The sequence below is a fragment of the Archangium violaceum genome, assembly GCF_016887565.1.
Lineage (GTDB): Bacteria > Myxococcota > Myxococcia > Myxococcales > Myxococcaceae > Archangium > Archangium violaceum_B.
In genome coordinates, this window is record NZ_CP069396.1 from 6,167,122 (window position 1) to 6,186,748 (window position 19,627).

Annotated in this window: 8 protein-coding genes; 1 reads left to right on the top strand and 7 read right to left on the bottom strand. The window is 66.7% G+C overall.

Translation table 11 applies throughout. The annotated features are described in order from the left end of the window. Nucleotides 1-114 precede the first annotated feature (114 nt). Complete coding sequence (locus JRI60_RS24850) at nt 115-1,854, top strand: HEAT repeat domain-containing protein (RefSeq protein ID WP_239470842.1); 1,740 nt, start codon at nt 115-117, stop codon at nt 1,852-1,854. Between the two features lie 49 nt (nt 1,855-1,903). Here JRI60_RS24850 and JRI60_RS24855 read toward each other — a convergent pair whose 3' ends face one another. The 7 genes from JRI60_RS24855 to JRI60_RS24885 all read right to left on the bottom strand — a co-directional run bounded on the left by JRI60_RS24855 (nt 1,904) and on the right by JRI60_RS24885 (nt 19,626). After that, complete coding sequence (locus JRI60_RS24855) at nt 1,904-7,999, bottom strand: FG-GAP-like repeat-containing protein (protein ID WP_204228369.1); 6,096 nt, start codon at nt 7,997-7,999, stop codon at nt 1,904-1,906. A gap of 300 nt (nt 8,000-8,299) precedes the next feature. Next, nucleotides 8,300-9,394 (bottom strand): extracellular solute-binding protein, encoded by a 1,095-nt coding sequence (locus tag JRI60_RS24860; RefSeq protein ID WP_204228370.1) that lies wholly within the window; start codon nt 9,392-9,394, stop codon nt 8,300-8,302. Nucleotides 9,395-9,409: 15 nt separating this feature from the next. Further along, nucleotides 9,410-11,722, bottom strand: coding sequence for a hypothetical protein (locus JRI60_RS24865; protein ID WP_204228371.1), 2,313 nt, complete (start codon nt 11,720-11,722; stop codon nt 9,410-9,412). 25 nt (nt 11,723-11,747) lie between these two features. Further along, complete coding sequence (locus JRI60_RS24870) at nt 11,748-13,232, bottom strand: hypothetical protein (protein ID WP_204228372.1); 1,485 nt, start codon at nt 13,230-13,232, stop codon at nt 11,748-11,750. 31 nt (nt 13,233-13,263) lie between these two features. Further along, a complete protein-coding gene (locus JRI60_RS24875; RefSeq protein ID WP_204228373.1) occupies nt 13,264-17,076 on the bottom strand; it encodes a hypothetical protein in 3,813 nt (1,270 codons plus the stop codon). Between the two features lie 22 nt (nt 17,077-17,098). Then, on the bottom strand, nt 17,099-18,484 hold the full coding sequence (locus JRI60_RS24880; protein WP_204228374.1) for a hypothetical protein: 1,386 nt from the start codon (nt 18,482-18,484) through the stop codon (nt 17,099-17,101). Beyond that, a complete protein-coding gene (locus JRI60_RS24885) occupies nt 18,481-19,626 on the bottom strand; it encodes a hypothetical protein (protein WP_204228375.1) in 1,146 nt (381 codons plus the stop codon). The genes JRI60_RS24880 and JRI60_RS24885 overlap by 4 nt, the downstream gene beginning before the upstream one ends. Nucleotide 19,627 lies beyond the last annotated feature (1 nt).

The window sequence follows — 19,627 nt, forward strand, 5'->3', positions numbered from 1 at the left end:
CGTCGAGTCCGGACTTCCTCCCGGGCTATGCTGCGAGGAGTGATGCGCTCCTCTCGAAGATGGTCCCGCCTTCTGGTTCCCTCCTGGCCCGGTGGGGGAGCTTTCTTGCTTCTGGTGTTCCTGCTGCTCGGGGCCGCCGCTTCCGGAGAACCGACTCCCGGAGGGGGCGTGTGCGCGACGGTCGAGGCCTGTGTCGCGAGGCTGGTGGAGCTCGGCTCCGCGCGGGGGCCCCGGGATGGCATCACGAATGAGGACGAAGCCCTGGGCCGGGCGTTGGCGAAGCTGGGGCCGGACGCATTGCCTCCGCTGACGGCGCTGCTCGATCACCGCCATCCTCAGGTGCGCGAGAGCGCGGCCTATGCGCTCGGCTTCTTCGGCGAGGCCGCGAAGCCAGCGATCCCGGCGCTCACCCGGGCCGTGAAGAAGAAGGTGTCCTGGGCGGTCTGGGCGCTGGGGCTCACGAAGGATGCATCGGCCCTCCCCACGCTCAAGCAGGTGTTGCTCCGAGGTGACATGGGAGTTGTCTCCATGCTGGGGGACTTCGGTGAGGCGGGCGTGGCGGTTCTCGTCGAGGCGCTCGAGGACAGGAAGACCTCCACCAAGGTGCTGCGGATCTTGCTGGACGAGTTCGATAGCCGCACGGGAGCCCCACCTGTCACGGCTCCCGTGGTGCCCCGTCTGGTCGCCGTGCTCGCCGATGCCCAGCGTCCGCCATTGGCCCGGAGGGTGGCGATCCTCTGGCTGGAGAACATCGGCCCGGCGGCGAGCGAGGCCATTCCCGAGCTCCGGAAGGTTCGCGAGACGTCTGGCGACGAGCCGCTGCGCGATGCCGCGTCCCATGCGCTGGCGGCGATGGGGGAGGGCGACGTGGTGGCCAACCTCATCCGCGCGCTGGACAAACGGGATGGGGTCGATCGTAGGAGCGTGCTCGCCTTCCTGGGGCGGTTGGGCCCCGCGGCGACGCCGGCGATCCCCCGGCTCTCCGAGATGCTGCGAACCGCCGAGGACTGGGAGGATCGGGAGCGGGCGGCTGATGCGCTGGGGTGGACGCGCTCGCCCGAGGCGGTACCCGTGCTGCTCGAGGCCCTGGGGGATCTCTCCTGGCGAGTCCAATATGAGGCCGTGACGGCCCTGGGGCGTGTCGGCTCGGGAGAGGCGCTCCCGATGCTCGCCGCCGTGCGGCAGGAGCACTGGTTCGGTCCAGTCCGCCGTGCAGCGGCGAGGGCCATCGAGGCCATCGAGCTCGCGGGCCGGGCACCTCGTCCGATGCACTACTCCCAGGGGGTCTTCAAGGCGCGCTGGGCGGAGTGGGATGCTCGAAGGGCGTCCCCCGAGGAGCAGTGCTGGGACGAGGAAGCCAGGCAGTGGCGGGTTCGCAAGGGGGAGCGCTGGCTGACCCTGAAGCCGGTGGATCGGCCGCGGCAGCTCGACACGTTCCAGAACTTCCCATTCCCCGAGCTGCGGAGTGCCCAGACGAGCTTCCACCGTGTGGAGGGAGGATGGCTCATGGGGGTGGACAAGGGAGAGTTTGGCGGCGGGCTGTGGCTCCTCGGGGAGGACGGGAGCAGGACGCCCATCCTGGAGACGGAGGAGGAGTCCTTTCTGGGCTTCGCGGAGCTCCCCGGAAGGCTCCTGGCGTTCACGGGGATGTCTCACATGGGGCTCAACGAGGGCTTCGCCCACACGCTCACCCGAGAGGGTGACGGCACCTGGACGCTCCACCGTCTGGCACAGCTTCCCGGGTTCCCGAAGGCCTGGCGGATCGACGCGGATATTACCCTGGTGGTGGCGACGGGGAGCGGGGTGGTGGAGCTCGCCTACACCGGTGTGCAGCGGATGCTGCCCTGCCCGTGAACGAGGGCGACAACCCGTTCGGCCTCGACGGGTTGCCGCCACAGTAGGCTCAAGGCTGTAGTGCTTGCTCCTGGTGTATCTCGGCCATTGAGATAAACGCATTGGTTGCTGCGCCGCCAAAAGTAAGAGCTCCCTGTTTTATTCTCCCATTGGAGAAGTCTTTGACGCCTTGATTGAACAAAGCCCTGCTTTCAGCGCCATGTGCTGCGGAAGTTCGAAGCTCTCCGGTCTCGGCCTTCGTCGCAATGTCTTGGAGGCTCGCGCCCAGTTCCGGGTCGAGGGGCACATTAAGCTTGTCAAGAGCCCGATTCGCTTCCCTCACCCGCCCACTGTAGGCGTTTGAATGCCCTTGCAGGATGCCACTGAGCACAGTGCGTTCGCGACTGTTCATGATGGGGGAGTTGGGCCTGGCGTTTTGGCCTTGGGGGGTGCTCCCGGTCTGGGGTGTTGACGTGGAGCGCCCCATCATGAAGCCTGTCTCGTCGGCGAAGTTGATCGGGTCGTGTCCGGCGTAGGTGTAGAGGTGGCACTCGAGAGGGCTCCGTACACAGAATTCCGGTTCCGCGAGTGCGTAGGGGTCCGGAGTGGTGAAGCTCGCGAGTTGTGGCGCATACTCACGTGCTCCCATCTGGACGAGGCCGGTGTCGGGGTCGGTGAACCGCCCGGTGAAGCTGAAGACGAGCTCGGTGCTCTCGAGCAGGTCCGCAGGGCCCGATAGGGTAGCCAATCCGAATGGAGAGTACTCGGCCTGTAGCAGGGCCTGTCCGGACTCGTCCACCAATGCCTTCACCACGCCGCGTGAGTCGTCCAGCAGAGTGAAGACCCGTTGCTCGTCAACGACGAGGGCCAGTCGCCTGCCCTCGAGGCGGACCAGGCTCTGCCGCTCCCGACCGTTGTCGCGTGTGAAGCGCGTGGGATAGACAACAACCTCGGAGACCTTCTCCTGTCCGCCCTGGGTCACGCGCGCCTGCTTGGCGACGCGATCGCCGGAAGCCAAGTAGCCGTAGATGAGGGTTTTTCCGTCGAGCTCGACGCGCCGGATGCGGCCAAACGGGTCGTAGGTGATCTCGCGCATTCTTCCGCCTGCCGCCAGGCGGCCAAATGCATCGAGGCGGAAGTTGCCGCCCGTGGGCAGGGGGATGACGCTCGTGCCCGGCGCACGCTCGAAGAGGTAGTCCGCTCCTTCGCTGAGTCTGCTCATCTCTCCCGAAGGACCGTACGCATAGGTATGGGTTCCGTCTCCCTCTTGGGCCGAGAGTAGCTCGCCGCGGAGGCTGTAGGCGTACGAGGTGGTCCGGGGACCGTCCTGGATGCCCGTGATGCGCCCATCCGCCAGGTGCGTGAGGACCATGTCCTGGGCAGGCACGCAGCCCTCCTCACGTGAGATGCAAGCTTGGAGGTGTATGAGATGGCCGGAGGCGGCGTCATAGCCATATCGGCGCTCGAGCCTCGTCCGTGGCGCCGTATAGGCGTCCAACTGACCGTGAGCGTTGTACTGCATGCCCGCGAGGAGCGGAGTCTCCGCGCGTTCTGGCGTCGACCAGTGGAGCGCGGCGAGTGCTCCCGAGCCATGCCGCTCGAACGTGAAGGCATTCCCGAACGGGTCGCGGTAGGCGGACAGCGTACTGTCCAGTGCGTGGTTCCACGTCTCCGTGTAGGTGCGCTCGACCCCTCCTCCGGTATACGCGAGTGTGCGCCCGGTCCTCTGGCCGCTGCGGTTGTAGGTGAAGAGCTCCGTCACGCTCTGCGTTGCGAGCAGGTCATGGGCGGTGGCTTCGATGAGACGGCCCCGTGACTCGGGCGAGGCCGGCTCCCCCTCTCGTCCATCATAGACAAACGTCAGGACGTCGGTGCCATCGGGGTTCTCTGAGGACGTGGCCCGTACGTGGGTTGGCCGGTCGAGTGGATCGTACGTCCGCTCGATGCGCTCCCATGCCGGCCCGCTGGCGCTCCACGTCAGCTCCTCGCTCACGCGCCCACGCGCATCGCGCGTCCAGAGTCGGGTCAGGATTCCGGGGGCTTGACTGAGGATGATGTCTCCCGCGGCGTCGAAGACCACACGACGGGGCGCGCTCTCTCCCGGCACGGAGATTCCGTACAGTCTTCCATGCGCATCCCGTGCGTAGTGGTAGACCTGACCCGTCTCATCGGCCAGCGCGTACATTTCTCCTGGACGTTCGACATGGGTGCGCGCGCGAACGATGGCATCGCCGTCCTCCACGAGGCGCTCCTCGAGCCGCCGTCCCCAGGGCTCGTACGTCGTGCGCCTGATGTGCCGTCCCGAGGAATCAACCACCTCCACCGGACGTCCGAGTGCGTCGTACGAAGTGCAGATGCCCAGGCCGAGCCCGCAGCCAGGCGCACCCGTGGGAGCCGGGAACTGCCCTTCCTCGAAGAGCGCCACCGGTCCCTTTGTCAGGGTGTAGGGCCGGGCCGCGAAAACGGAAGCGCCCGTCCCGTTGTATGCGGTGAATGCCAGCACCCGGGCCCCGGTGGACTCTCCCTCGACTGCCTCACCCACGGCGCGGCCATCGGCCCGGAAGGCGAACAGCCGCTCCGTGTGCGTCCGCGGACCCGTGGCCGTGCGGCGCTCGGTCACGCGCACGAGCCGTGGCTGTGTGCTCCCCGCGTCCCGGTAGGCGTAGGAAACCTCGCGTCCGCTCGAGTCCGTCACCCGCACCGGGCGGTGCAGGGCATCGAACCTGGACACGGTGAGCTCGCCCTGCGGCGTCAGGACGTGGGTCCGGGCCAGGCTCCGCTCCGGGACGCCACTCCCCGTGCCGCCGAGTGTGCATTCCGCCGAGCCGTAGCAGTACCGGGTCCGGTGCCCGAGCGAATTCCTCGTCTCCACGATGCGCAGACCACTCGGGTCGTAGACGAAGTGGGTCGTGGCGCCCAGCGCGTCTCCGACCTCGATGATGTTGCCGAGGGCATCATGGGCGTGCGTGAGGACGCGCACGGTACTCTTCTGGAGTGCCTGGGTGAACCGGGCCTCGAGTCCCGAGAGCGCCTGCGGATCGACCGCCCCCTGGGTCTCCACGCGCACGGGCAGGGGCCATTGCTCCGCATACAGGGTGGTGGTCGTGGAGAGCACGGCGCCGGAAGGCAGTGTCTTCACGACCTCCCTGTCCACGGCCGTCAGGATTCCCCGCTCCTCCCAGACAGGGTCGTACGTGAGTGTGCGCACGCTGGAGCGCGAGGGAATCTGCAGGCCATCGGGTCCCACGACGGTGTTCAGGGTTTCCTGCTCACGCCGGAGGCGATTGAACGCGTCGTACTCGCGCGTGCGGGTACTCGTTGCCGGAGCCGCGCAGCCCGAACTCTCGCCGCAGATTCGCGAACGGGTGCTCAGGAGGCGCACGAACAGGGGGGGCGTGCGGGCCTCCTCTTCCAGAAGGGGCTCGACGGCCCAGTCGGACTCTTGTTGGGAGAGGACCGCCGCGGCCGTGAGCGGCTCCTCGCTCCAGGTCTCCGCGGTGAAGGACACCGCGCTCGCCGTCTCGAGTGGGCCGGGCACGGTGGGACGGACCAGGAGCGGAGTGGGGCGGACGAGCTCCTCCACGCTGGCCCTGCTCGCCAGGAAGCGGTCCGTGCGCGTTCCCTGCACGGCGTACGTCCGGCGGAGTCCCTGGTCCGGTTGGGTGCTGTCTCCCAGGATGCGTGTGTCGCTCCGGGCGAAACCGACGAAGCTTCGCGCTTCGCCCTCGAAGTGGGGCGCGTGGTACTGGAAGGCCGTGAGTTGAGGAGGCTCGCCCCCCACCAGGATGGCGTGCCGCTTCACCACGGGGAGCGCGTAGGGAAGACCGCGCAGGCTTGCATCGTCCATGCCGAGCCGCCGGCGATCGCGCACGAGCTCATCGGTGGTCGTGCCATAGACGAACGCGTGCCGGAGCCCGGTCCCGTCGGACGCCCCGATGAGCAGATCCGGTCCGACGACGTTCTTCTGTCCCGTGCGATTGAAGTCGATGACGCGCAGCCGTCCCCCCTGGGGAGTGGGCTCGTAGACGAGGATTTCGACGACACCATCCCCGTCGATATCGATGACGCGCGTGTTCCAGATGTTCTGCGGGTCGACACTCAACGTCGTGTTCAGCGGGAGGTTCTCCGCATGGGAGAATCCATCACGACCCTGCCCGAACCAGACCTTGAGCGCGTTCGCCGTCGTCGTGAGATGGGCGAGGTCGATGTTCCCATCCCTGTTGACGTCCGCGAGCCACATCGCGTTGAGGTTCACACCAGACTCGATGCCCTGGACCGGGAGGAAGAAGCCCTGCTCGCAGACCGGGTCACCCGCGTCGAAGCCGAACACCAGCGCGCCCGTCGCGAGCCGTCCGCGCGGTACGTCCCGTCCCTGAGAGTCCGTCCCCAGGTCCGTATAGCTATAGGCCCACACCCCGCCCTGGTTCTCGTAGATGCACAGGCCCTTGTCGCCCGCGCCAGTCACTTTCAGCACGGCGAGGTCCTGGAGCCCGTCCCCACTGACGTCCAGGAAGCGGTACGCGGGATTGTCGAGCTCCCACCCCGCGCCGGCCGTGAAGGGGAACCGGAGGTTGGAGAGGGTCTGGAAGGACAGGGCCCTGTCCTCCGGCGAGGTGACGTTCACATGAGCGGTCCACGTCGCCGTCACTCCGTCCGTGGTGGCGATGAGGATGTCGTCCTTCCCGTCCGCGTTGAGGTCGAGGACGCGGCTGCGCCCGTGCATGAGCTGACCGACATACGCATCGAGCACGCTGGAGCGCGTGGCGGCCGCGAACGGCTTGCCGGGGACGCCCTGCTGTCCGCGGAAGAGGAAGAGCTCGGACTGACCGCCCGAGGCCATGATGTGCACCACGTCCGTCAGGCCATCGCCGTTGAAGTCTCCCGTCCAGAACAGGCTGTCGGAACCAGGGCGCTCGTCGAAACGCAGCATCTCCGGCTGCTCGATGCCGCCCAGTACCTTCTGGAGCACCACCCCGTCGCGCTGTACGAACGGATTCTGCCTGGCGAGGTCTCCGAGATTGTACGACGCGAAGCTCCGGTTGTCGGAGAGCGAGGAGCGCAGGACGTCCGCCAGGCCGTCGGCGTTCAGGTCCAGGAACTCCGAGCCCCCCTCGGGACCAAAGCCATACACATCCGGGATCTCGATGTCATAGACGAGCGAGTGGTCACGAATGTCCGAGACCGTCCAACCCGAGTACTGGAACCGCATGAGCGGCTCCTGAGGCGTGTTCCGCGTCAGGGGCGCCGCACTCCGTCCAAAGCGGTAGACACCCAGGAGCTTGTCCTGCCGGCTCAGGGACGCCGAGAGCTTCGTGAGCTCCGCGGCGAAGTCCTCTTGTGCGATCGCTTCGCAGTCCGGATGGGTGAGGAGCTTCGCTCCATCCTGCGCGTACACACCGTAGACGAAGCACCACTGGTACATCGGCTCGCCGTCGAATTGCGCCGTCAGCTTCGTGTAGAGGTGGCCCGCCTTCTGGGGGTACCCCATCACGTAATCCGTGGGTGCACGCGGCCGCTCCGCGCGCTCGAAGACGTAGGCCGACCGGCCCCCCGCGAAGCTGATGGAGCTGAGGTACGAGCGCTGATCCTCCGTGGGCTTGTCGTACTGGTAGGTGACGACTTCGCCCGTGGGACTCACGGCGGCCACCAGGGGCCAGCGTGTGGCGAAGAAGCGCTTGAGCATCAGCCCCTCGGCGACCTCTGGCGCTTCGCTGTAGTACTCCTGCCGCCCATCCGGGTAGACGACGCGGAAGCCAGCGAGGGCGAGCGTGCCGCCTTGTCCGTCCGGCACGGCCATCTCCGCACCGGGCATGTGGCGGAACACCCGGACGAGCGAATCCGTGCCATCGAGTCGGTACTCGATGATGCTCAGGGCGCCGTTCTCCTTCTCCGTCCGGATGCGCTCCAGGCGCGCGCCATTGAGCGCTAGCCGTGCGGTGAGGTCCCCGTTGGCGGTGACGTACCGGTACGGCACGCCCCAGTCGTTGATGATACCCACCGAGGGAACACCCAGGCCGAAGCCGATGCCGAAGCCGCCGCGGGCGTCGTAGGGGGAGGAGCTGTATCCGAGGGCCAGGTCAGGTCCGAAGCCCGTGCGTGTGGGCAGGCCCGGGAGTGGAAGCGTGACACGGGCTTCTCCCCGGTGCTCCGCGACGGTGACGTCCATCTGGGGCCTGCGTAGAGCTCCCAAGGACGCGAGCCCGTCAGAACCCAAGGCTCCGGGCGTTTTCATCGCGCTCGACCCAGGGGTCGGTGTCTCGCTTTTCGTCTCTTCCGTCCGGGTGGGTCCACACGAAAGGGCTGGGAGCAGCCCCAGGACGGCCAGCGACAATCGCAGCCGATTCATCCAGTCATCTCCTTGAAATGGCATTCCGCCTCCGGCGGAGGACATGGCTGTGCCGCCGCGCCGGAGGCGAGCCGGCGACACGTGCTGTGCGCAACGATCTGAGGGCGCGGGTTCGCCCTCTCAGTTCTGTACGGGTGTCGAGACGGCGGCGACCAGGGCGCGGGCGGCGCCCTCGGCGCTCAACCGCCCGGTGGCAAACTGTTCCCAGATGGGAGCCAGTGCGGCCTCCGCCGCGCGCACGCGCGCGTCGGGAACTTCCACGGCGTCCACGGAAGCCGCCGCCAGGGCGAGCTCTTCCGCCGACGCCGATGCGGCTACGGGCTGGAGCGCTGCCTTGCCGAGCGTCGCCATGAGGCGCGAGGCGCTCTCCTTCTCGACGAAGCGCAGGAGCGCATCCGCGGCCTCCAGCTCACGCTTCGGGGCCTCACCCGCCCGGAAGAGCGCGTACACCCGCTGTACGGGCCTGACCCTGGCTCCGCTCCCGGGCAGGGCGGGAATCGCCGTCAGTCCGAGCCTCCCTCCGAGTGCGCTCCGCAACTCTGGCAGCCGCCATTCTCCAATCACCGCGAACGGCGCACGGCCCTCCTTGAAGACCTGGACCACGCACTCCGACAGGCAGGCGCCCGGCGTGAGGCCGTACTTGAACCGGAGATCGGAGAGCAGCGCGAACGCCTCACTCGTCGCGTCACCCGGGCCCCCGGCCTGGAAGAGATCGCCGAAGAAGGGGAGGAGGCTATGCATCTCCTCCGCGAGCACGATTCCATACGGCACCGTGCCTTTCTCCTTGAGGGTGTAGCCGTGGGCGATGATGTCGCGCCACGTCTTCGGTGCTTCGGGAACGAGGTCCCGGTTGTAGGCGAGGACGACGTAGTCCGAGGCGAACAAGGGAACGCCTCCGGGCGTGGCGGACCCGTTCGACACTCGCAGCGCCAGGTGGGGGCCACGGGCCGCGCCGTCGCTCCCCTCCCGGGCCTGCGCGTCGTACCGCACCGACAGCCGCACCTCGGGGTGTTGCTCGAGGAAGGGGCGCAGGAGCTCCTCGAGAGGTCCGTTGAAGTCCGCGCCCATGCTCTGGACGATGCTGAGCTCGACCGGTGACGTTGAGGGAGGGGGCGGGGCCGGGTCGCGCCGGGACAGCCAGTACCCGAGCACGGTGGCAAGCACCACGAAGCTCCCGGCGACGGCGTATGCCCACCGATTCTTTCGCCATCCCATGTCCATTCTCCTCACCTAGGGAGTCCCCAACCACGGCGCCTGGACCTGGCATGCCCCGGGACTGGCGGTCAGGTAACGGATGTCTGTCATGGGCTGGGGCACGACGAACTGCACCAGGGCCTGTTCCCCGGACGCCTGGGCCGGACACCGCACCACGTAGGCGAAGTTGCTGACGCTCGCGGCGTCGAACACGAGCCGGCCCGCGGTACGCACGCGCAGCATGGTGGCCTCGGTCCGGAAGAGGGTGGACGTCGAGGGCAGCCCCTTGGAGAACGTCGTCCGCTTGGACCACAGGGCGTCCTCTCCTCCGGGCCGCGGAATCCCGGACCACAGGATTCCCACGGGACCCTGGAGGGTCGCCCCTCCGATGAAGGCCTGGGCGCCCGGCTTGAGCGTCAGGGCCCGGAAGCGATCCACGGTTCCCGAGAGCGAACGTCCATCCAGGTCGATGAGGATGCCGGAGCTCGGGTTCGCGTGGGCGAGCGACACCAGCTTGAGCTGCCCCGTCTGCGGCCACGAGACGATGGACACCGTGCCTTGCTCGGCCTCCACGGCGCTCGTGAAGGCGAGGACGTCGGAGTTGTAGAGCACCAGGCTCCCTCCCGCGATGTCCACGCCCGCGTAGAACGGATATGCCCGCGTGACATCGCCGATATCGGCGTCACGAAGGCGGAGCATCAGCTTCTGTCCGGTTCCACCCCTCGCCCTGACAGCCACACGCGCAAGCGCCGGCCGGGACGCCACGGGGGTGGTGGGGGGGATCGGACGCATGTCCAGGTACCGGAGCTCCACTTCGAGATCTCCCTCGACCTGGATGGCGGGGACAGCCACCGTGCAGGGGGTTGCTCCCGTTCCGCATCGTGGCTCACTGACGAAGAGCGCCGTCCGTGCACCTGCCTCTCCGCCGAGCCGGAGGGTCTTGAGGCTGGAGGGAAGGGTACTGGCGTCCACCCGGAACGGAGCATCACTCAGGACTGCCTCCGGTCCGAGGACGACCTCCAGGGCCTCGGGTCCACTCGCGCACTGGCGCGCGCGGATCGCGCGTTCCATCTCGCGTGAGAGCTCGATCTTCGAGAGATCGATTCCATCGAGAATCACTTGGGACAGATCGATGCGGCACGTCGTCTGCTCCTGGAGGCAGGGGAGCGCGAGCTGGGGAGTGGAAGGCGAGGAGGGTGTTCCGGTGCCGTACGCGGCTTTCAGCTGCCCCAGCCAGGAGGCCGTGGTCGAGGTGTCGTGCGTGAATCCGAGGTGCTTCTGCCAGGTCTCGGTGGCTCCGCCGCAGGCGGGAAACACGAGCTCTCCGGTCGAGAGCTGCGCGCCCCGGCGAGTCGTTCCATCGAGCTGCTGGCGCTCCTCATACGTGAAAGGAGTGGCGTAGGTGCAGGACTCTCCCGCGCCGAGCTCACCCCGCAGGCAGGAGATCGCACCATCGACGACCTTCTTGTGCGCGGGCTTGAAGTCCGCTCCACAGTGGTCCACGCAGAAGTCGAAGAGCGGCCGTCCCGCCACGTCCTGGTACTCCAGCTCTCCGGCCCAGCCGATGGAGACCGAATCCGGAATCATGAACAGCGCGCGCAGCCTGTCCTCCACCTCCACGCGCTTCGCGTCGTCCCACAGGAGGTCCGTGACCGCCAGTCCATCCACCGCGTCCAGGAGGACGGTGCTCGCCCCTCGCGTCAGCACATAGACATCCCGGCCGAGACTCCGCGCGTAGGCGGTGTCCAGCTCCCAACCGGAGTACTCGACAGGCCGGTCCCTCTTGCAGGACAGGTAGATGCGCTCCCCGGTGGCCGGGGGGGGCTCCCGAGACGTCTCCTGCTGGGCCGCGCGCTGCGGAACCTGGAAGTGGAAGATCAGCTCTCCACACCGGTTGGGGATGACCAGGAACGACGAGGGCTGACCCGCATCCGTGCCCGAGCCCTGCAGGTACTCGAGGTAGGAGGAGCCCAGGGTGAGCGATTCGACGAAGACCCGCGCACCCGATGCGGTCGTATCCGGACAGGACAGGACGAGTGTGCTCGGGGCATTGAGCTGACCTGCCCACGGACTCTCATCGAGCGGTGTGATCGGGTCCGCGTAGATGCGGAAGAGGCGGCGCGCGTTCGCCTCGGTGCACCCGTTCAGCCTCGCGAGCCGGGATGCACGTCCTTCTCCCTGGGGGAGCTCCACGGCATACACCGTGGCGCCGCTCGTCGTCTCGTAGGAGAAGAGACTGGGAACCAGTGGCGCTTGGGCGAGGGCTCGCGCCTCGCTGACCGCGGTATGGCTTTCAGCCTCTCCCTCGATGCCACACCCCGCCAGGAGGAACGGGACGACTCCGTACATCCAAAAGCGTCTCATCGGTTGGTTCTCACTGATTCACGTAGAACGTGTTCATGCAGGTCAGGATGTCCTTGCGCCCATCCGCGATGTACGCACCGAGCCCGACGTTGCGGCACAGCGCGGCGGCGGTGGTCTGGCCATCTCCGGAGACGTAGGTCGTCTCCACATTGGAGGAGCAGAGCTTGTTGAGCTCGCTGCGAGGCTTCGACAGGATGGGATCGACCTGGGCACAGGTCTTCCGGAAGGTCTCCCGGCTCCCGCCGCGGATCTCGCAGAAGTACAGGCTGCAGAGCTTCCGCAAGACGGTGTCCTCGGCCTCCGCGCCTCGAGCGAGCACCGACATGTCCCGCTTGACGAGGCGGATCTTGTCGAGGAACGCCTCCTGGCCCTGGAGCGTCGCGAGTGTGTCGGTCAGGTCCGTCTTGCTCCTGGCCAGCTCCGTGCGGACGTCACGCCCGGCGCTGTCCTGGTAGAGACCGTTGACCCACCTGTCCACGAAGCCGAGCAGGTTCTGCACCTTCAGCGTCACCGCCTGGTACTTCGTGCTCATGGCCTGGACGCGCGAGGGAATCGGCCCATTGCACTCGCCGGTGGGCGAGCAATACATCTCCGCCAGGCCCGTGTACGAACCCCGGAGCCGCTCGTTGCGCTGCTTCAAATCCGAGAAGAGCTGAGCAGAGCCCGCGGCGGCCCCGTCGACCATTTCGAACTTCCTCGCGAGCATGGCCGTGAGGGGACCGACCCCGGTCGCCGTCGAGCTCGTCTGGTCCGTCACGCTCCCCAGGTAGCGCGAGAGCTCCGTGGTTCCCACCTGGGTCCCGATGCTCTTCACCTGCTCTTCCGGGAGCGACGTGACGACGCCACAGGTCGCATCGGTGCCTGCGCTCAGATGGCTGCTGTAGCACGCGCCCATGGACTCGATGTGCTTCCCGACGGAGAAGGCCGTCGAGTCCGGGTAGTCGAGCGCCATGTTCGCCCAGTTGACGCTCGTGAAGCTCGCCTTCGCCATCCCCCGGTGCACGCAGAAGAGCTCACGCGAGGTCAGCTTCGTCTCCACCTCCGGAGCGAGCTGCTTCATCCGCTCACAATGGAGCAGTCCCTCCAGGAGCGCGGCCACGTGCCTCTGCGACCGCAGGAGCCCGGAGGTCTGTGCGCGCTGGAGCTCGTCGATGCCCCGGTCGAGCTGCTCCCGGGCCTTCTTGGAGTCCATGTAGCGCCGGTCCTGGTGGAACGCGCAGACCCCGTTCAGGAAGTTCACCTGCGCCCGCTTGCTCGTCACGAGCTGGCCGTTCTCCATGGGGAAGTACACGGCGCTGAGGTACTTCCAGGTGCCAGTCAGGCACGCGCTGCTCCAGAGCTGCGCGCGAAGTGTCGTCTTCCGCTCCTGGAAGTCGCACGACGCGGCATTGCTGTTGCAGTCACTTTGCGCCGCCGCCGGCACGCTCGCACAGAGTCCGGCGAGCAGGCACGCGACCCAGAGGGGTGCCTTTCTCTCGAGCACCAACCGATGCATGACGAAATCCCTTCTCATCCGAGACATGCGATTACTTGACGACGTAGATGAATCCGAGCTTCAGCTTGGACGTGCTGCTTCCGGAGAGGCATCCCACGAAGCTCGGTGTCGCGATGAGCTCATAGGTTCCAATCAGGGGCAGGCCCACGAGCGGGTACTCGAGCTTGCCGACCCGGTCGGACTGGAGCACGGTCTCGAGCCCCGCCGCCGTGAAGGAGCCGGAGCGGAATGTGTCGCTTCGCGCGGTCCACAGGCCCAGCTCCGCGTTCGTCCAGACGGGCATCTCGAGGTCCGTGGGCTTGCGGACGACGAGGCTCGCTTGCGGAGCGGCGTTGTCACGCGACATGGGCGAGAACAGGGTGCCCGAGCCGAGGTGCCGGACAACCGCCTTGCTTCCACAGCTCGAACCGTCGGCGAGGGCCATGACGTGGACGAGCAGCATCGGGGACTCGGTGTTCATCAGGTTCTCGTGCCAGAGCACGAGGTTGCCGAGCCGCTGGCTGTTCGCCAGGGACTGCCCGTAGGGGGAGATCTCGAAGCGCACGCGTCCCTCGGCCAGGAGCTGCTGGAGCAGGGTGCTCGTGTTCTCCAAGGTGAACTCCGCCACCGTGCCCGTCATGTTCTTGCTGTCCCACACGAGCGAGCGAGGCTTGCAGATCTCGTTGGTGTCCAGCCCGGAGCAATCCGCGAGGACCCTCTCGAGCTCCATCGCGTTGCTGATGAACGCGTACTCCTCGGAGATCGGAGCCACGTCGCCCGCGAACTGGGCGAGCACGTTGTAGCGGCTGCGGTAGAGGTTGTAGGTGAAGTTCGCGTTCTCGAGCAGCCTTCGCTTGTAGTCGAGCATGTCGCCGGCACCGCGCGACAGCTCCGCCGCCAGGTTCTCGAAGTCCCAGAACAGCGAGTTGGCCGTCTCCGACTGGCCGCCGCCCGCCTCGATGTTCTTCCGGACGATGGCGAGGATGTTCTTGTAGGAGCCCTCGACCTCCACGGCCAGCTTCTGCTCGAGGGCGTGGACCTGCGCGACGAGCTGGTCGGCATCATCGAGCTGCGCGAGCTTGCTCTTCAGGTCCGCGATCTCACTGAAGGCGACCTTGCCGGACTGCGCCAGGACCGCCGAGACGAACTCCCGCTCCTTCTGCTCGCGCAGGACGATGCTGTCCTTGAGCTTCTCATTGATGGCCTTCAGCAGGGTCTTCGTGTCGGAGTATTCGCCTTGCAGAGACTTGACGCTGGACTGGTAACCCCGGGCCGTGGAGATCTGCCGGTCGATCGCCGCCTTCATGCCCGTGAGCTTCTGCTGGTCCAAGCGGACCTTCTCCTGCTGCCGGTTGTACTCGAGCATCTCGAGATTCAGCCGCTCGATCTCCGTCTGCGCCTGGGCCCGGAGGTTCTCCTGCTCGTGGATGTCGAACAGCGTCAGCGCGGAGTCATCCGTGTTCTGCTGCAGCTGCCCGACGAGACCGGCGCGCGACCTGAGGAGCTTCGCCACCGTGGTCTCACGATTGGCCATCTCTCCGTCGCACTCGAGCCGCTGGACCTCCTGCTCGTTCTTCACATTGTCGTATTCGCCCTGGAGCTCCGTGAGCCGGACGGAGATCTCCGCGAGCTCGCGCTGCTTGCTCCATTTCTCGACGTCGAGCTCCTTCTCGACCGCTTCGATCTGGTTGGCGATGTCCAGGAGCTCCTGCTTGTTGACGAGCTCCTCGGACTCGAGCTGATGATGGTACTGGGCCACCTGATAGGCGAAGTTGGTCAGGTTCGTGAGCGCCTCGGCCCTCGTGCGAGCCGCCTGCGCCGCGGCCTCGGCGAGCCTGAGCGTCTTCACGGGGAAGAGCCCGATCATTCCGGTCTCTCCGTCTGGAACGGCGGCGAGGACGGTGGCGGCCGCCCACAGCCCGTCGATCACGCCCTTGACGGCCTCGATCCCGCGCGTCGAATTGGTCGCCTTGCGGAGCTCCGCCTCTTTCTCCTTGATGACGAGCTTCGTCTTCTCCAGTGCGGCTTTTCGTTGGTTGATGACCGCCTGGTTCGCCGCGCTGAGCTTGTTGATGGCTTCGACGACCGACTTCTCGGTCCCGGTCATGTTGCTGCAACTTGCGCCATTGATGCAGTCGCGGATCTTCTGGATGTTGGCGAGCTGGTCTTTCTTCAGCGTATCGCGGGCCTTGCAGATCTCCTCCAGATTGGCCTCCTGGTTCGTGCTCGGAGGCGAGACCGTGCAGGAATGTCCGGACACGGGATCGCTGTAGCCGCTGTACGCCGGGCTCCTGCTGTAGAAGACGAGCTCCGCGTCGACGGCGCAGATCTGCTCGACGATGGGAATACGGGCCGACTTGAATGACGTCTCCTGCGCGGTCTTGTACTTGTCGACGAGGATTTCCGTGAGGTCGATCCTCCACTGCGCGGCCTCGATACCCTTCTGGACCTGTCCCTTGCGTGCTTCGAGGATGTCGAGCTCCGCCTTGTCCGCCAGGAACTGCCGGTCGAGCTCCTCCTTCTGGGCGAGCAGGGCCTCGACCTGCATGGCGAAGTTGTATTCCGCCATGGTCATGTCGATGCTGAAGCGGAGATCATCCAGCCTGGCGTTGATGGCCTCCTTCTCCAGTCCGAGGAGATCCTGCTCCGTCTGTGTCTTGATGCTCTGGAGTTGGTGGGAGAGCTCCAGTTGCTCCCGGGCGAGTGTCGCCTCGATGGCCTTGATGCGTTGCTCGAGCTGGAACTTCGGCATGCTCCGGTCGATGAGCTCCACCTGGGCCCGGAGCTCCTGGGTGAGCCGGCCCGCGGTCGCCTGCATCTGCGCGAGCTTGTACACCTCGAGGTCCAGGACGCGCGAGTTCTGCTGATTGGCGAGATCCAACTGCTGATTGGTGTGGGTGGTGAACTTGGCCGCCCAGGTGTCCATCTGCTGGCGGAGCTCCCCCTCCTGGCGGCGGATGGCTTCCCGCTGGCCGACGAGCTGCCGGGACAGAGCGGCCAGGCTGTTGCCCGTGAGCTGTTCCGGATCGATGTTGAGGTACAGGTAGCCCTTGCGGACCGAGTCGAGCCGCGTGTTGACGTCGGACTCGAGCGAGGTGAGCGTGGAGAGCTCGGAGCCGAAGAGGTCCGCGTTCGCCGCGGGAAGGCTGCTCCTCGCCTCGAGGATGACCCAGAACGCCTGGTCGTAATACGTCGCCGCGTTGTAGTACTCGGTCCCCTTCTTCTTCGCGCGGTCATCCTCTCCCAGCGTCTCCGCCACCTGGTACTGAAGGTTGTCGAGGCGGGAGAACGAGGCCTTGCGATACCAGATGTCTCCCGCCGCCACGAAGAGCCGGGCCTTGAGCGAGTTGAGGCGCGCATGTGCCTTGAGGAAGCGGTTGAGCGGGAGGTCCATCGGATTGCTGGTGGAGCCCGCGGCCTGCTGCTGGCGTGCGAGGTTCTTCAGGGCCTGCTCGACCCGCTGGACACCCTGCATGGCCTGCGCCTCGTACGGATCGCGCACCTCCCCGTTGCCACCGGGAGGATCCGACGGGAACCAGGCATTGCTCGTCTCCCGCATCAGGGGATAGCCGGTCGCGCGGAAGAGCTGGACGTTGGCGAGCTGGTAGGCGCACTCCGCGTCACACAGCAGGGGCGCCATGCTGGCGCAGCCCGTGCTCTTGAGGAGCCCATCGAGCTCCTTGAAGCTCTTCTCCATCAGGAGCACGTCCGCGCGGTAGTTGGCGATCCGAAGCGCGGAGACGAGCTGGGTGATGTGGCCCTTGATCGCGACCTCGTTGCCCGGAGCGCACGAGGAGCCCTGAGCCCAGGCGGCGGAGGGGAGGAGTGCCAGCCACAGCACGAAAAGGCATGCGGAACGTTTCATTGATTGAACCCCGTCTCGCCGTTCACTGGCCGCGCGTGGCGATGTCGACATACGCGGACGACAGGTCATCCAACTTCTGGGCGAAATCGCCGTACCCCGGCCGTGTGCCGCTCTGCGCCTTGAGCTCCGTGTAGACCGTCGCGAGCTGCGCCAGACACGTGTTGAGCTGCGCGGCGAGGCTCTCGAGGTTCTGCGGCGTCACCGCCGCCGGAAGCGTCACGCAGACCTTGACCCGATCCCGGGCACTGGTGCTCAGCCCGGGGGTCACCGCCATCTCCCGGAGCAGGGTCACGGTGTCCGACAGGAACTGCGTGTGCGCGTCACGTGTGGCACGTGCGCTGGCGACTTCCGCGCTGAGCTCGGCGGCTCCCGTGGCGCTGATGATGGCGCTGATGCGTTTCTGTCTGTCCTCGAGGTCGGCCACCAGGGGCTGCTTCTGGCTTCCCTGTGGGACGCTGTAGAGCATCAGCTTGTCCTGCACGACGAAGTCGTGGACGGGCCGCGTGTCGCTGACGGACTTCTTCAGGGCGAAGATCTCGCGTGTGGGCACCTCCACGTGGGAAGCCTGACCGGCGCTCGCGTAGTCCTCCAACTTGCGCTGGGCGATCTGGAGGGCGGCATCCATCTCCTTGCCGACCTTCACCGCGATGGCCTGGTCCACCGCCCCCCTGACGGTCTGCTCCACCTCGCTCTTGCGGATGGCGCGCTGGAGCGAGCAGATGCCGTCGGGAATGTGGTGCACGAAGCTGTTGGAGAAGAAGCTGCTGGCCGCGGTGCGCAGGGACTCCCAACCGGTCGGCACCCGGGCCTGGACGGGGCCGCCCGTGGGGCTCTGCCGGGTCCATCCGAGGAAGCGGGCATGATCGGCCGCGCGCTCGTACGAGAGGCACTTCTGCTCGCGCGTCTGTCCCTCGAGGAACACGGCGGTGTTCGTGAGGAAGAGCTCGAGGTGCGCGGCGTTCGACCATGTCTCGAGGGCGATGCTGCGATCCATCGAGTCCGCCTCCGAGCGGTAGCCCTGAACGGCGCCGAGCAGCAGATCGAGCCGGGCGGTCCGCTCGTGGACGGTCCGTGCCAGACTCGCCTCCAGGCTGACGACGGGCAGGATGGGACCCGTCGTCGTGGCGCTCGCGCGTGGCGCGGCTGCCGCGAAGTCGTATTCGATGCCACCCCCCCCACCGCCGCCTCCGGAGGAGGTCTGGCCGAGGTGGGTGGTCAGGACGGTGATGAGGCTCGCCTCCAGGGGGCGTCCCCCGGTTGCCGCCTGCCACAGGCTCTCCACCTGGGGGAAGCCGTAGGTGGGGACCACGATCTCCTCCCCGGGCTGGGCGGCCGAGAGGGAGAGCGGGAAAAGGGACGTCGTCAGGAAGAGCGTGACGCGAAGCGCCACGCGGCGCGGCGATGTCATGGATTGGTTCCCCCCGTGCAGTACCAGGCGGGATTCGAGGCACTGCAGTGGACCTTCATCTTGGTGCGCCAGTCGGTGTCGATCCGGGTGGCGTGCGTGAAGAGCATGGAGTTGCCCTCGGCCGCCGCCGCGGTCTTGAGCTTCGCGAACCCCTTCTCCTCGGAGGCCCAGAATCGGGTCCACAGGTTCACGCCCAGCAGGAGCTCCGACGAGAGCTTCTTCACCTCGAGGATGGTCTGCTCCTTCTTCTGGAGGTAGTCGTCCATCGATTGGGCCGCGAGGGCACCCAGGAGCTGGGTCTCCAGGGCCGTGACCCGGGTCTCGACCTGGAGGAGTCCCTGGTAGCGCGCATCCAGGCCCGTCAGGATGGCCTGCTTCTTGTTCTGGTCGTAGCGGAAGAGCGGGAAGGTGGTGTCACTGGAGTCATCGGTGATGACCGTTCCCGCGCCGAACTGCGCATTGATGTCGTCCCGGATGGAGAGCAGTTGGGTCCGCCCGGCGTCGAGCTCGATCGATGCCGCGCGGTAGCGGGTCTCGACCTGGGACGCGGTGGTCACCAGGCTCTGCATCATCTGCTGGAAGGAGCCCATCTTCTCCCGGAAGAGGGGCCCCAGGGCTCCATCCGTCTCGGTGTTGTAGATCAGCCCTTGAATGCGCTCGATGGCGTAGCGCCGGGCATGGCGCTCCAGGCTCGTCGCGGTGTGCGAGGACTCCTCGCAGCCGGTGATGCTCTTGAGCGCGTCCATCGTCTTGGTCGCGTGATAGACGTACCGCATCTCATCGGACGTCCCGAACGTCTGCTGCGTCTCGAACTTGTGGTTGCGCTCGGTGAGGAAGGCCTCGAGCAGATCCTTCGCGCGGAGGGTGTGGAAGCAGCGGAGGCTGTGGGCAGCCGTCCGATTGGACAGCCCGAAGTGCGCCCTGCCGAGGAAGTACTTCTCGATGGGCTCGTAGCCGATGACGTTCAGGCTGATCCGGTCGATGATGCCCTGGTAGTCCCCATGGGCCGCGAGGGTCTCGTAGCAGATGCGCTTGTCATCCCCCTGACAGGCGCTGTCCGAGCTGGCCGTGGGTTCCGCCGCGGTACCGACCGCGGGACACACGAGGAGCGTGGCGAGCAGCAATCGCAGTCGCTTGTTCATG